The organism is Pseudomonas sp. Sample_21, from assembly GCF_004307525.1.
Lineage (GTDB): Bacteria > Pseudomonadota > Gammaproteobacteria > Pseudomonadales > Pseudomonadaceae > Aquipseudomonas > Aquipseudomonas atacamensis.
Genome location: NZ_RCNZ01000087.1, coordinates 1 through 13,068 on the forward strand (window position 1 = coordinate 1; position 13,068 = coordinate 13,068).

Sequence of the window (13,068 nt, forward strand, 5' to 3'; positions counted from 1 at the left end):
GTTGGTTCGAGTCCAATCGCGCCTACCAAACAAAATCCGCTCTGCTGGGCGGTCTGGAAGGGCTCACCGAAAGGTGAGCCCTTTTTTGTTGTCTGCGATTTGCGCAACGCTTGGTCCCGGTCTTTTCCGCTTCGCTCTGATCAGCTCTCCATTCATTACTGTTTGCGCAAAATGATCAAGCGCCATTTTGGTGCATTCTTCTTCCATTTCGTTGTTGAAAACACCTGAATATCCAAAGGCTTACAGCTCTTTTTCTCCAACCGGTTATCGAAAAAGCCTTGTTGCATGTTGGGAATTTAAGTAACATGCGTTCCGCGTTCACCACCACGGTTTATGCATTTTTAAATCCCAAGCTTCCATCAGCTGCTTGGGATTTTTTTTGCCTGCGATTTGGCGTTTGGGCGCCTATTCCTCCATCACCTCCAAGCGAGGCGCGGTTTTTTCGTCTACTACTGACTGGCCGATTTTCAACTCTTTATAAGGGAGTGCGTCGATGCTGAGTCAGTGGGTCCTGGCCGCTATTCATCTATTCGCGTTTGCCTTGGCTTTCTGGGCGGCGCTGACGCGCGGCACAGCTTTCCGAAAGCTCTCGGCGGGCACGGGAGAGGTCAAGCGCGTTCTGCTCGCGGATAACCTTTGGGGGCTTTCAGCTTTGACGCTGCTTATCACCGGAGCAATGCGTGCGTTTGGTGGTTACGAGAAAGGCTCTGACTATTACCTGCATCAGCCGCTGTTTCATCTGAAGATGACGCTGTTCTTGCTGTTCTTGCTGATCCTGCTGATGGAGCTGGCACCGATGATTACGCTGATCAAATGGCGCATCGCATCCTCGCGCGGTGCGGCGCTTGATAGCGGACGTGCGAAGTTGTACGCGCGAATCAGTCATGTTGAAGCGCTGCTGCTGATCCTGATGATGGTCGCGGCGACAGGCATGGCGCGTGGCGTGATATTCGCTTAGAAGGCGAAATTCGCCGTGCTCTATCGGAAACGTCCGACAGCCAGCTCCAGGAGTGAAAGGTAATATCGGCGCAAGAAAGGAGGGAGGGGCAAGTGAAAGGAGTCAGCATGCTTCAGGCGCCGTGCCCAGCGGGGTGAAATGCGGATGGCTAAACGGCGCGTGAATCTTTAGCCAGTCTTGCGCGACGGCAATAGGACTGGCTACGTAATGCAAAGTGGCTCAGGGCGTTTGCGGCTTGTCCGGAGCGGTCAGGCCGGCCTGGATGCGTTGGTAAATTTCTTCACGGTGCACTGCCACGTTTTTCGGAGCGTTGATACCGATGCGGACTTGTTGGCCGCTGACTCCGAGGATGGTGATCGTGATGTCATCACCAATGTTTATGCTTTCACCGACTTTGCGGGTGAGTATCAGCATGGTCTTCTCCTTGATTGCTTTGTAGGGCACCTGATTCAGACAGTGCAGAGGTCGGTGGTATCTATAGATTAGTGCGAAGTCTCACGGTTTGGGTGCCTCTTTCTGACGCGCAGAAGCGGCATTAATTCCCAGGGCGTAACTATACAGAGGCTGCAATCATCATTCTCGTTGTTTTGTGCCCATTTTGCGGGGCTCGCGAAGTATTTTTGAATGATAAGATCGCCGCTTTACGAATTCCGAGGGAAGCGTTGTGTGCAAATTGGTTTGGCTGGTAGCGGCACTGGCATTGGCAGGCTGCGGTGAAGGCAAGAATGTAGATGCGCCAAAGCCTGAGGCAAAGGTAGCGGCAGCGCCGGCGGCCGCCGCGCCACAGTGGGATCTGGAAGTTCGGGGCGAGACCCCTCAGGCCGTCAGTGACCTGAGCGGCTGGTTGATCGAGCATGCTTTCGTTCCGACGGTCGTCAAGGACGGCAGCGGTAAAACACGAATTCTGATCGGTCCGTTCAATTCCCAGGCTGACGCCGAGGCGCGCAAGGTGCAGGTCGATGCAGCGCTGGTAAAAGCCAAGAAACAAAATATCGAATCGGTGGTGATCGAGCATCCGCTAACGCCATAAGCGAAGCGCCTTCAAAACACGCTGAACAGACATTAAAAAGGCCTCGAGCATAACGCTCGAGGCCTTTTTATTTCCGCTGCAATCAGCCGCAGGCTTTCAGATTTACCGAGCCGACAAACTCGTTGCCGCGCCCCATCACGCACGCCACGCTCTGGTTGCGCTGACGTTCCCAATCCTGCACTGGATAGGTCTTGTCCCACGCTTCGTACAACTGCCGATCCTGCTTCGATAGGCGCAGTCCGTATTGTTTGCTCATATAAAAATACGTGCGGGCGATCATGCCGCGAATCGAAGGGCGGGGCATGACCTTCTTGGCCTTGAAGTCGACCTGCGTCAGGCAGGAGCCATATTGGCCGGACTGCACCGGCAACCAGCCGTAGCTGAAGTTGCTGCGGTCACCGTTGACCTCATTATCCGATTGGGCCCTATATTGACATTTTGAGTTATTTTGCAAAAAAGCATTTATAATCAATAGGCTATATGATTTTTTATATTCGCTAAGCCCTAGAAAATCGTGTCAACGTTGACATTTTCGGTAGTCAGAAAAGGTCGGATTTTTCCCGACGAACGGTATGTGCTCTGTTAGCTTTTGTAAGCGGAAAAACTCAGGCGCCTCACCTCAATCACTTTCAAACAGCCTCAGTTGCTTCGAAATCTCATCTTCTCGAATGCCTTCACATTCTCTCCGCCTGTTTGCCCCGCAGCTTGTTCATTCCCCATCTAGGCAGTGAGTGACACGTGATCCAAATACTGGCTGCTTGCCAGCCTTTGCGTATATGCTCCGATCACTGCATCTCTAACAATCCCATGTTCTCGGGAATGGTGTCGGCCTCAGCAAGGCTGCAACGGATGCGACATTGCCCGCATTAACCTGCCGAGGCGAGCCACCTCTCCTACGGGTATAGGAGGGTGCTACGACATGGAGATTGCATGAGCTTTTTTTCGGACGAAGAAATCGATTCACTCAAGATCACTCGGATGATCCTGCACGTGGTGGGTACCAAGAACTTCGAGGCTCTACCGGAGCGTGCGCTGGAGGAGGAAGCGTTCTTTATCGGTAAAATTGTGGATATGGCTGCTGCGCCAGTGTTCATGTTCAAGGCTGTCTCTACGACGCGGAATGAAATTGAAGCGATTGCAACCGGGGCAACGCCGTTTGTCATAGGTGCTCAGAGCCTCGCTGCTAGCTTTAACCGGGCACATGTCGTCGGCAGCGCTGACGGGGTTTTGTTGATGTTCGAGCTGTCGGCCAAAGACCCCAGTGTGAAGATTTATAGCTTGATCAAGTACGACTATAAGCTGGCCCTGGAGCAAAACGACGGAGCTCCAGGCAATAAGCTGCGCCGAATCGTGAACGCCTTGGTAGACGAAAAGAAAGCTATCCAGAAGACGGCGCTCGTCCGTGTGGTTAACGGTGTTGCAGACAAGAATGTTTCGGCCACTGATCGTACGAAGCATGGCGTAGATCTGGCAGATTACTTCACCGACTTTCTGTCGGTGACTAGGGATGTCTCCGACACGGAGTTGAGCGAGCTTACCCGTAAAGTGCTCAAAGGGGCGCTTCAAGCCTGTATCGAGCACCTTCCTGGCAAAAATGTGGCCAAGGCCCTGAAGAAAGCACAAGCAAGCCTGGGGAATCGGGCTCTAATCGATGAAGATGCGATCGTGGAGGCGGTGATGCTGGCTGCTGGTCACCCAGGGGATGACAAGATTGCTGGTCGCCTTGAGAAAGAGACTCGCACGCGCGTTAGAAAAAGCAAGTTGCATGAGCTCAGCTTCAAGCCTGATCGCAAGATCCTCCGGCAGCCGTATATGCGCAAGATCGTTACGACCGAAGGCGTCACCATCCTATTCCCCGACAGGGCTGAAAACCCGAACGTAAAGGTCGTGGAGCTGGAAGGGGGCAAGGTGCAAATCATCGTGGATACCGACAGAGTCACGGAGGACAGCGTTGTCACACCAAAAGCTGGCCAACCTACTTAACGATCTGTCACGTACGCGTCAGGCGCTGATCACTGAGGGGAATGCCACTCTCATTGTGTCTGACCTAACTGCTGATGCAGCTCGGTCAATCGCTCAAGTCGCTTCCGCTGCCGCCTGGTCGATCTCCCTGTATGACAGCGCTGGTGGCGAAGCCGAGATAGAGGAGGGGGATGAGGCTTTCGGGCCGTTTCGCGCTGAGCTCGTGAAACCGCTTCCGGAGGAGCATGATCGGACTGCGGTTTTATACGTGGCCACAGAGGCGGGATTCAGAGCTTTCCTCGAAAAGGGTCATTCGGCATCACGATGGTACGTTCTTGGCCTGCTGAAATCCTTCAACACCCGTGCTCGAACGTATGCCGACTGGGGTGTTGAAGTGCTCTATGTGGAGTCTCTAGCAACGAAGTCGCCCCGGCTTTTGGTGAAAGAGTCAGCCGACGTCCGCACCGTGCCCGAGGATGTTCGCCACTGGTTGCTCGCTGATGGCCATGAGCTCGATGAAGCTGATCCGTTGCATATTGTCTGGGCAACTCAGGCCTTCGACGCCCTAAGCCGGTGTTTCGCGAACGAGATTGATGCGACCGGGAGCAAGCTTAGTTTCAGAGGGCCACCTAAGCTAAACCTCACACTCCCGAAAGCGATCAATGACGCCCCGCAGATCACGCTGAACGACTTCAAGGTCGTACAGGATGCTGCGGTTTGGGTGTACGAAAATGCGCGTGAAGCCGAAGTGAAGCATATCCTGCTGTCTGCTGAGATTGCTCGATCGGGTAGGGCGGATGGAGAGGCGCTTCAGTATTTCAGAGAGAACCTTGCTGCTGCGCTGGATTGCGGCAAGATTGCTTATCAGATGGCGATCTCTGAGATCACCAAGGACACCCTCAAATCTTTAGGAGACCTCCGCAAGGCCGTCACTGAAGAAACTTCCAAAGCGACAGATGCGACCCGTCAGGCGATCGCAGCGATTTCGACAGCGCTGACTGTGGGCTTGGGCTTGATCGCTGCGCGACTAACTCTCCAGATCAACCCATACCTTGTTTCACTGGTAATGGCGGTTGCATTCGGCTACACGACGCTGAACGTGATGTCGGGTCGTAAATTCATAAACATTCAGCGGCAGTTACGCCAGGACTGGCAATCGAAACTGTATCGTTTCCTCTCGGAATCCGAATACAAAAAGATGGTCGGCGATCCTATTGAACAGGCCGAGAGCTTCTTTTACAGGATCAGTTGCCAGGGTCTCCTGATGCTCGGGGCTGCAGCGATAGGTATTGCAGTCTTTGCCTTCCTCTACGCCCCGCCTCCATTGGCATCACCGGTAGCAACTGTGGCGCCCCATATTTCAGCACCCGTACCTGCAAACCCGCCAGCAACAATTAGAGAGACGATATCCCAGCCTAAGCTAATGCCAGAACATTCAGCTCCGACGAATCCAACTGAAAAATAAGGAGCCACTATTCGAACGTTGGCCGAGAGATTTTTGCTGTGGCCACAGTGAAAAGCGAGGCGTGAGTGATGGAGTGGCGAGGTTTCTGGTGCGATAGGTTTTGCGAGGTTTTCTGATTTTCTTGAAATTGACACACCCTTTTTGTTCAGATCTATATCGCGTCCGTACCTCGGATGAACCTTCTCCATTTTTTTGGCAATCGGCCAGCCTAAGTGCATCGCTTTGGATAACGGAGTTTGTTAAGTCCGGGAGCATGTGCGAAAGGATTGGGGTGACCAATGCGAAGTTTGAGCATGATACAGACGATACTGGGCCAACCGCTCAGCCACTTCAGTTCTGCTGGCAGTATGCTACCTTTGGCTTCTCTCACGGATGGCGAGGACGAAAGCAATGGTCACAGGCAAGTCAATCAATAGCGTCAACAGAATCATCGCGCACTCGCATGGTGCTCGCGAGATGCTGTTTGTGATTCAGCGAGACAAAGTCGATCAAGACCTCCAGGCGCGGCTGGCGATTGCTCACCTCGAAAAAGACGGTGATTCGATCCTTCCTGCGGTGATTGGAAAAATCAGCGAATTCAATGCCCGCGGCAAGGAGATTAAACGGCGAGATCTCCCGCTAATAAAAAAATCAGTGCCGCAGTACCGAAGCTGGAAAGACTGGCATGGTCAAGAGCACAGTGGTGTGCAGATTCGAACAATGGATGTGTACCCCGTCGACTTTTTTCGCCCGCCCATGGAGCACCTTTTTCTAAGCGTCATCGATGGGAAAGAGTACATCGTGACTCGCCGAGTGGAAGTCGATGAGCCGCCCGCAGTGCTTGTTCACCTGGCGAACCTCATGCTTGAATTCTTCCAGGAGTTTGAGATCTTCGACGTTGAGCGTCAGCGCATCGCGAAGGTGCAGGCACGTCAGTTGCAGTGGGATTTGCTTCCCCCTGGTAAATACCCTTGGAAGAGCGCTGAAGCCATCGTAAGACCCTATCTGGCCGGTCTGCGGGCGTCAGAGCAGGGAGTGATTGAACACAGGATCAGAGAGATCACTCGATTCGAGCCTGATTTCTTCGCGACGGGCCGAGGGGGCTATCAAGGCTACTTCGTCTTTGGTTTTTCCAAGCGTGGGATTTATCTCCTTGAGAGCTCACATTTGGATAACGCCACTTATAAGTTTGGTGAGGATTGGGAAGTCCTATCGACCCTGACCAAAGACGAGATCATAAACGGCGATCACGACCATCAACGTTTCATCCACGATAAAACCTGGGGACGTAAGATCCGCCAGATGCTCGCATACGCTTAGCGGCAAATTACTTCTGTCATGTTCTACAAAAAATCAGCCTCCCGAGTCGTAATGGCCTAGTGGTCACTGGATTCTGAATGTAATCAATCGCGTCGGTAATGGTCGCGCGATCGCGCCCGAAATGTACCGCTGGATTGATTGAGCTTTTGATTGGGATAGGAGCGTGTTTCCTTCCGTACCGCTGGCCTCACATGGAAAGGATTCTACTTTGAAGCTTCAGTTCATTCGCATCTGTGGTTTTCAGTCGTTTGGTGCGGAACCAGTCACCGTTGATTTGGCCGACCTCACATTTCTGATTGGGCCCAACGGCTCCGGTAAGACAGCGACTCTCCAAGCGCTTTGTCGCCTCTTTTCGTTTGACCCCAATCAGCGGCGATTGCGTAAATCGGATTTCTTCGTCCCGCACGATGAGACGGAGGCCCCAGATCAGCGAGAGCTATGGGTCGAAGCCGAGTTCACCTTTCCCGAACTCAGTGACGACGAGAATGAACACCCGACGATTCCAACGCACTTTGGGCACATGCGCCTCGATACCCCGGATGGTGTGCCTCGGGTCAGATACCGCCTGGATGCGACCATTGGCATTGACGATGAAATCGAGCAGAGCCTTTTGTACGTCTTGGACGTGGATGAAGATGACGCTCCCGTCGACACCGCCCCGGTGCCCAGAGACGAGCGAAACTTCATTCAGGTTCATTACCTTCCAGCTCGCCGGGATCCGGCTGACCACATCGCCTATGGTGCGAACGCCTTGCTAGGGCGTTTGCTTCGAGCAGTTAACTGGACTGAGCAGCGTGAGACGATCCAGCAGCTCACTACGGATATTTCCCAGAGCCTGACTCAAAATGAATCTGTGCTGAGCCTCAGTGCCGGCTTGACCAAGACTTGGAAAGAGCTCCACAAGGGACAGTTTTTCACGCAGCCTAGCGTTACATTCATGGCCAACGAAATTGAGTCGCTGCTGCGTCATCTTTCGGTGTCGTTCTCTCCAGGTCATGGCGAGCAGTTGGTCGATTTTTCAAGGCTCAGCGATGGCCAAAAGTCGATGCTCTACCTCTCGCTGGTTCTATCGTCCCAGGCTGTTGGACGAGCGGTGCTGCATGGCGATGACGACTCCTTTGACGCTGAGAAACTTCGCCCGGCGGTGTTCACCATCGTTGCCCTGGAAGAGCCAGAGAACAGTTTGTCGCCTCATTATCTGGGGCGAATTGTGTCATCCCTAAAAGGGTTGGTCGGCGACTCCAAATTCGCCGATTCCCAAGCTCTGATTGCGACACATGCACCTTCGATGCTTCGGCGCGTAGAACCTTCAGCCATTAGATATCTGAGATTGGACGAGTCGCGCTGCACCGTGGTGACGAAGATACTAATGCCACCCAATGAGAAGGGCGAGGCATACAAGTTTGTGAGGGAGGCAGTGCAGGCCTATCCAGAGGTCTATTTTTCCCGCCTGGTGATCTTGGGGGAGGGCGATAGTGAGGAGATAGTCTTACCCCGACTGCTCGCTGCAAAGAAGCTCGTAGTCGATGAGGCAGCTATTACCATTGCCCCGCTAGGTGGTCGTCATATCAACCACTTCTGGAGGCTGCTCAGTGGCCTCAAGATTCCTTACGTCACGCTCTTGGATCTGGATGTGGCGCGCTTCGGTGGAGGATGGGGACGTATTAAATACGTCGCGACAGAGATGAAAAAGCATCGCCCAGGCGATCTATACCTGACTGACGATGAACTCAAAAATCTACCCGCATGGAATGATCAGACCCATAAACTTCTGCAGATTGAGAAGAATCCGAAATACAAATCCTGCATAGCGAATTTGGAGCCGCTGGGCGTATTTTTCTCAGCGCCAATGGATCTGGATTTTTCTATGCTTAGGGCCTATCCCGCAGCGTACGGGGTAGCCCCTGAAGATCTGGTTGTTCCGAAACTGGGCCAAACCAAGTCCGTGCTGGGCGATAGTCATCACGATCGTTTCCAATACTCATTGATCGAGCGAAAGCACTTTGTCGCCTACCACAAGCGCTTCAAGCTTGATAGCAAGCCCAAGTCGCATATCGAAGCGCTTTCCAAACTTACTGACGATCAGTTGATAGCCAAGATGCCCGCATCTCTAAATCGTCTGGCAGACTTTGTCTTCGCCAAGATCGAAGGGCTATCGGAATGATTTCGCCGGAGGATTGGAAGCCCTCCGAAGGCATTGTTTTGGAGCCAAATGCGGAGGCAGCTGTCAGAGAGGTCAAACGGTGCGTGGCGCTGACTGCTGGCCCGGGCGCCGGTAAGTCTGAACTGCTTGCCCAGCGCGCTGACTTCCTACTGACCACGGGGGTATGTCGTTACCCGAAGAGGATATTGGCCATCGCGTTCAAGGTGGATGCGAGCAATAACCTCAAAGAGCGGGTGTGGCGGCGTTGCGGGCCCGACTATGCAGGCCGGTTCGACAGCTACACGTTCCATGGCTTCGCAAAGCGAATTATCGAGCGATTTCGGCCTGTTCTGACCGGCGACGATGCGCTGGATGCTGGCTTTCGAGTGGTACCTAAGGGGAAGGCCCACCCTGTCCAGACTGAATTTGGACTGCTGATTCCGTTGGCCCTGAAGATCCTCGACGTCTATCCCATGGCAGCTAATGCCATCAGGCAAACCTACAGTGATGTGTTCCTCGATGAGTTCCAAGATTGCACGGAGGAACAGTACGCACTGGTCAGCAAGATCTTTGTCGGCACGGCGCGCCGGGTCACTGCGGTCGGGGATGTGAAACAGAAAATCATGGGCTGGGCCGGCGCGCTCGACGGCGTATTCGGAAAGTTTGAAGCAGATTTTGCAGCCAGCCATCTAAACATCTACCGCAATTTTCGCTCGCAACCTCAGCTTCTCAGGCTGCAGAACGACCTCATCAAAGTGCTCGATCCCGGTTCTGAAATGCCCGCAGAGCTATTGGGCGGTGAGGGCGGCGAGATCCTGCTTCAGTCTTTCAAGGACTGCACCGACGAGGCCTGCAGTCTTGCCGATCAAATCAACACCTGGATCAACGTCGAGGGTGTGGCGCCCTCCGAAATTGCGTTGTTGGTCAGGAGTTATCCTGAGGCTTACACCGTCCGGTTGACCTCTGCGCTTGATGGACTTGGTATCGCCTATCGCAACGAAAATCAGATGCAGGACATCACCACCGAGCCCATTGCCTTGGTCGTCGTGGACTTCCTGCTGTGCCTTTATGGTTCGCGGGAGCCGAAAGCCTGGACGCGGTTGTTGAGGCGGATCATTCCAGCCGATGACGACGACCACGGGGGCTCCGTGCGAAACGGTTGGAACAGGTTCATCAAGGAGGCACGCAAGACCGCTGCCGAGGATCTCGCCGCAAAAAACTATGCTCAGAGGTGGACGCTACTGAAAGAGTTTCTGTCCATGGTGGGTGTGAGCCTGCTGACGGGCCTTTCCCATGATTACGAGTCGCGTGATCGTTTGAAGGAGATCATCCGTGAGCTCAAGAAACATATTGATGCTGCACTAGACCAGGAGCCTGACCTGCTCAAAGCTCTTGCCCAGCTGTCTGATGACCAGTCAATCCGCATCCTGACCGTTCACAAGAGCAAGGGCCTTGAGTTTGATTCGGTCATATTGCTAGGTCTGGAGAATGAGGCCTATTGGGGCAACGACACCCGAGAAGTTCGATGCACGTTCTTCGTGGGTATTTCCCGTGCCAAGAGGCGTCTTGTGGTCACAACGGCTAAGACAAGAGACAAACTCGCTGACATCAGCAGTTGGAAAACCGTGCGTAGGCCACATGAAGAGTTTCTTGGCTACGTTGAGAAATGGCAAACACCTGCGTGGTGACTGCGAAGTACACACGAGAGATGGAGCCCCCAGTTCCAACGTCTTCAAGTGAAAAATATGACCCGTTGCGAGAGCCCACTCTGGATCAGATACTCATCTCCCACAAGTTGCGGATGATAGCCCGGGTGCCCCGGAAAGTCGGCAGGGTGTCCTGCGACCGCTCGACCTTTGAGATCAGGCATGTCTAGCAAGGTGCCAAGCGTTGTTAGCAGTGTGAAATCCAATACTTCATAAGTAGGCAGCGTAAGCCAGGCATGTAGATCAATGTGCGCGAGTGGCTGCTTGTTCCTAGCCAACCGTTTTAGTTCCGCCACCTCCGTGTGAAAGATAGGCCCTTTTCCGTCTTCTTGCACATATCCCAGTGTGTAGAACAAAGGAACACCAAGCAGTTCTTGGAGAGGCTCCTGCAGGCTACTTGTGACCTGGAAGCACCTCTGGGAGAAGTCCTCATAGCCACAGCCGTCTAGCTCAGAAATCCAACACTCTTGAATCAGGGGCATCACATCTTCGGTCAGGAGCCGCCCCGGCAGAGCTGTAAAGGCTGGTGGGTTTAGCTTCCATTTCTTTGTGCGAAGTAGGCTGGCATTAAATTCCTGCTCGTAGCCAGTTGCTTGGGTGGTTTTTTGCCAAAATAATCTGGAGAGAAATGTCACGTGTAATCCTTTGCGGTGTATGCAATAGCCGATAGTCGTATACTCCGTAACCGATCGGCGTTCTAGTGCTTTATGTGGTACGTACTGCGTTTCCTACTTCCGTGAGTGGCACGGTCTTAGAGCTTCAAGCTGTGAAACACACGCTCCATCGGCGCATTGTTCCAACAGTTGCCACGACGGCTCATGCTTTGGCGTATACTGTAACGTCAGAGACGTTGGCGATACTGATGGCTGTCAATTGCGACCCTGATCCGAGTGGAACAGCAGCCCTTTAGCCTGCCACGCTATTCGTAAGCCATGTCCAATGCCTTGATAACCATATCCCCACTCGACTTTTTCGAAAGCGCCAAGCCTTCCACTCGGCGCGCCACGATACTGCGGCTATGGACTCTGTCTTTGTCGGTGTCAGCTGCACGGATCGAACTTCGGCTCTAGATAGATCTACTGGTGCAGACCGTACCAATTCAACCACGGACAAGCCCCAGCTCAGGCCGAGGAAAAATTCAGAGTCGTGTCCGATCCGAGAATAGTTGACCACTACAATGAGAAGCAGGTCTCTGAAATAGTTGAAGTAGTGGCTATTTGCTCTTAGTATTGCTAGATCTAGGAGGGTCTTTGCTGGTGACTTTTAGTCAAAGAGCTCAAAGCGTTGCTGGAACGGAATAATCTGAATCGTCGAGCAGTTAAGAATTAATATGGCTAGTGATATCTGGAGTTTGATACTCAATGTTGTGGCATCATTCATTTATGCAGGAATTATGTCTCTCTGGGGGGGGAGAAGGAGGCGGACTATCCAGAAACCTATCTCAAGCCAGAATGCAACGACAGCTGAGACAATTGAACCAATCGCGCCTGCTGGAATTATGGAGACAGACCGACGATTGAATAATCGTCAAAAGGCTGATGAAGCAGCGTACAAATTCGTTTTCTATCTAGTGACATTTGGAATGCTCTACCTGTCAATTTCTACTCCGCCAGTATTTAAGGCGCTATTTTCGAGTAAAGATATTTACCTAAGCAGCGCCCGCTTTATTGGAGAGTATCTACCTGAGATTCCTGTTGCTAAAACTAATCTCCAGCTTGCTTTTTTTCTGATTTCAGCACTGCTCTATGTTCCTTTGCTTCTTGTTTCTGAGTTTTTAGCTGAATTGATCGCGCCGCTGGTCGATTCCTTCAAAGAGGTGACGGATCGCATTTTTGTAGCGATAACAATGCTAGTGTCAGTTTTGCTCTGTATTCCAGTGGCAGCGTTTTCTGTCTGGTTGTTTTTTGACAAAACCTATGCGGACTCTCTTTTGAGTGTTTTGTTTTTTGCGGCGCTCCCATTCATTTTTCAACAGGCGCAATCAGGGCGTCGCTAAACGTGCCTATTTTGGGACGTTAGTCATTAGACTGAATGGATGTATTCTCAATTCACTGCAAGCTAAATTCGACATTGCCAGCAGACCACAACGAAGTACAGCCACCGATCTCAATTCACATTTGATGCTATAGGTTTGGCTACCGACATTTCGGCGCTGCTAAGAGCCCTTGCGGATGCTCCTGCTTGCCCGGAGCGTCTGCAGGATAGACTGAAGCGTCACGCGGGTTGCCTCATCGATACGCGTTCATGGATTCCAGAAGACAAGAATTCTGTGACCTTTGTTGAGAATTTCGCGCTAACCGAATGCCTGTTTGAGGCAGCGTTGGAAAGCTTCAGGCGTGGCGATGATGACCTCCATACCAAGTCCAGAAGACTCTTATTAGGGTGGGGGAAAAAGGTGGTAGGCACGAAACCGGGTGGGAGATTCTGGAGTCTGTTGTGAAAGGGCTGACAGCTTTGGCACTCGTCGATGAGGCCGAGGGCAGTTTGATCAACATTAAGGTCGAG

General features: G+C 52.6%; 11 protein-coding genes and 2 pseudogenes. 9 read left to right on the forward strand and 4 right to left on the reverse strand.

Annotated features, from left to right (window positions below):
- Positions 1-228, forward strand: a 228-nt coding sequence (locus tag D8U71_RS28490) for a hypothetical protein (RefSeq protein WP_206663210.1), incomplete at its 5' end; no start/stop codon positions are given.
- A gap of 265 nt (positions 229-493) precedes the next feature.
- Complete coding sequence (locus D8U71_RS15410; protein WP_130888139.1) at positions 494-958, forward strand: DUF2214 family protein; 465 nt, start codon at positions 494-496, stop codon at positions 956-958.
- A 219-nt stretch (positions 959-1,177) separates the two neighbouring features.
- Here D8U71_RS15410 and csrA read toward each other — a convergent pair whose 3' ends face one another.
- On the reverse strand, positions 1,178-1,372 hold the full coding sequence (gene csrA / locus D8U71_RS15415) for a carbon storage regulator CsrA (RefSeq protein ID WP_003179932.1): 195 nt from the start codon (positions 1,370-1,372) through the stop codon (positions 1,178-1,180).
- A gap of 250 nt (positions 1,373-1,622) precedes the next feature.
- On the opposite strand from csrA, the gene D8U71_RS15420 reads away from it, so the two are divergent.
- Positions 1,623-1,988 carry an SPOR domain-containing protein gene (locus D8U71_RS15420; protein ID WP_130888140.1) on the forward strand — a complete coding sequence of 122 codons (366 nt, stop codon included), beginning with the start codon at positions 1,623-1,625 and terminating at the stop codon, positions 1,986-1,988.
- A gap of 82 nt (positions 1,989-2,070) precedes the next feature.
- On the opposite strand, the pseudogene D8U71_RS15425 reads toward D8U71_RS15420, so the two are convergent.
- Positions 2,071-2,397: pseudogene (locus tag D8U71_RS15425) on the reverse strand (endonuclease); the annotation flags it as partial.
- A 521-nt stretch (positions 2,398-2,918) separates the two neighbouring features.
- Between D8U71_RS15425 and D8U71_RS15430 the strand changes: the two are divergent.
- From D8U71_RS15430 to D8U71_RS15450, 5 genes are all read left to right on the forward strand, one after another.
- A complete protein-coding gene (locus tag D8U71_RS15430; RefSeq protein ID WP_130888141.1) occupies positions 2,919-3,971 on the forward strand; it encodes a hypothetical protein in 1,053 nt (350 codons plus the stop codon).
- The gene (locus tag D8U71_RS15435) at positions 3,940-5,415 is read left to right on the forward strand and encodes a hypothetical protein (RefSeq protein ID WP_130888142.1); all 1,476 of its coding nucleotides are present in this window, start codon (positions 3,940-3,942) and stop codon (positions 5,413-5,415) included. The genes D8U71_RS15430 and D8U71_RS15435 overlap by 32 nt, the downstream gene beginning before the upstream one ends.
- Positions 5,416-5,805: 390 nt before the next feature.
- Positions 5,806-6,714 carry a hypothetical protein gene (locus D8U71_RS15440; RefSeq protein ID WP_130888143.1) on the forward strand — a complete coding sequence of 303 codons (909 nt, stop codon included), beginning with the start codon at positions 5,806-5,808 and terminating at the stop codon, positions 6,712-6,714.
- Between the two features lie 208 nt (positions 6,715-6,922).
- Positions 6,923-8,878 carry an AAA family ATPase gene (locus D8U71_RS15445; protein WP_130888144.1) on the forward strand — a complete coding sequence of 652 codons (1,956 nt, stop codon included), beginning with the start codon at positions 6,923-6,925 and terminating at the stop codon, positions 8,876-8,878.
- Entirely contained in the window at positions 8,875-10,545 is a 1,671-nt protein-coding gene (locus tag D8U71_RS15450; protein ID WP_130888145.1) for an ATP-dependent helicase, read from the forward strand. The genes D8U71_RS15445 and D8U71_RS15450 overlap by 4 nt, the downstream gene beginning before the upstream one ends.
- 44 nt (positions 10,546-10,589) lie before the next feature.
- Here the strand turns inward: D8U71_RS15450 and D8U71_RS15455 are convergent, their stop codons facing one another.
- Both D8U71_RS15455 and D8U71_RS15460 read right to left on the reverse strand, forming a co-directional pair.
- A complete protein-coding gene (locus tag D8U71_RS15455) occupies positions 10,590-11,198 on the reverse strand; it encodes a hypothetical protein (protein WP_130888146.1) in 609 nt (202 codons plus the stop codon).
- A gap of 122 nt (positions 11,199-11,320) precedes the next feature.
- A pseudogene (locus tag D8U71_RS15460) lies at positions 11,321-11,563 on the reverse strand (DDE-type integrase/transposase/recombinase); the annotation flags it as partial.
- 330 nt (positions 11,564-11,893) lie between these two features.
- On the opposite strand from D8U71_RS15460, the gene D8U71_RS15465 reads away from it, so the two are divergent.
- Positions 11,894-12,559 (forward strand): hypothetical protein, encoded by a 666-nt coding sequence (locus D8U71_RS15465; protein ID WP_130888147.1) that lies wholly within the window; start codon positions 11,894-11,896, stop codon positions 12,557-12,559.
- Positions 12,560-13,068: the final 509 nt, after the last annotated feature.

Coding starts and splice junctions, on each gene's coding strand:
- D8U71_RS15410 (WP_130888139.1), top strand. CDS start 494: ATGCTGAGTCAGTGGGTCCTGGCCGCTATTCATCTATTCGCGTTTGCC.
- csrA (WP_003179932.1), bottom strand. CDS start 1,372: ATGCTGATACTCACCCGCAAAGTCGGTGAAAGCATAAACATTGGTGAT.
- D8U71_RS15430 (WP_130888141.1), top strand. CDS start 2,919: ATGAGCTTTTTTTCGGACGAAGAAATCGATTCACTCAAGATCACTCGG.
- D8U71_RS15440 (WP_130888143.1), top strand. CDS start 5,806: ATGGTCACAGGCAAGTCAATCAATAGCGTCAACAGAATCATCGCGCAC.
- D8U71_RS15450 (WP_130888145.1), top strand. CDS start 8,875: ATGATTTCGCCGGAGGATTGGAAGCCCTCCGAAGGCATTGTTTTGGAG.
- D8U71_RS15465 (WP_130888147.1), top strand. CDS start 11,894: ATGGCTAGTGATATCTGGAGTTTGATACTCAATGTTGTGGCATCATTC.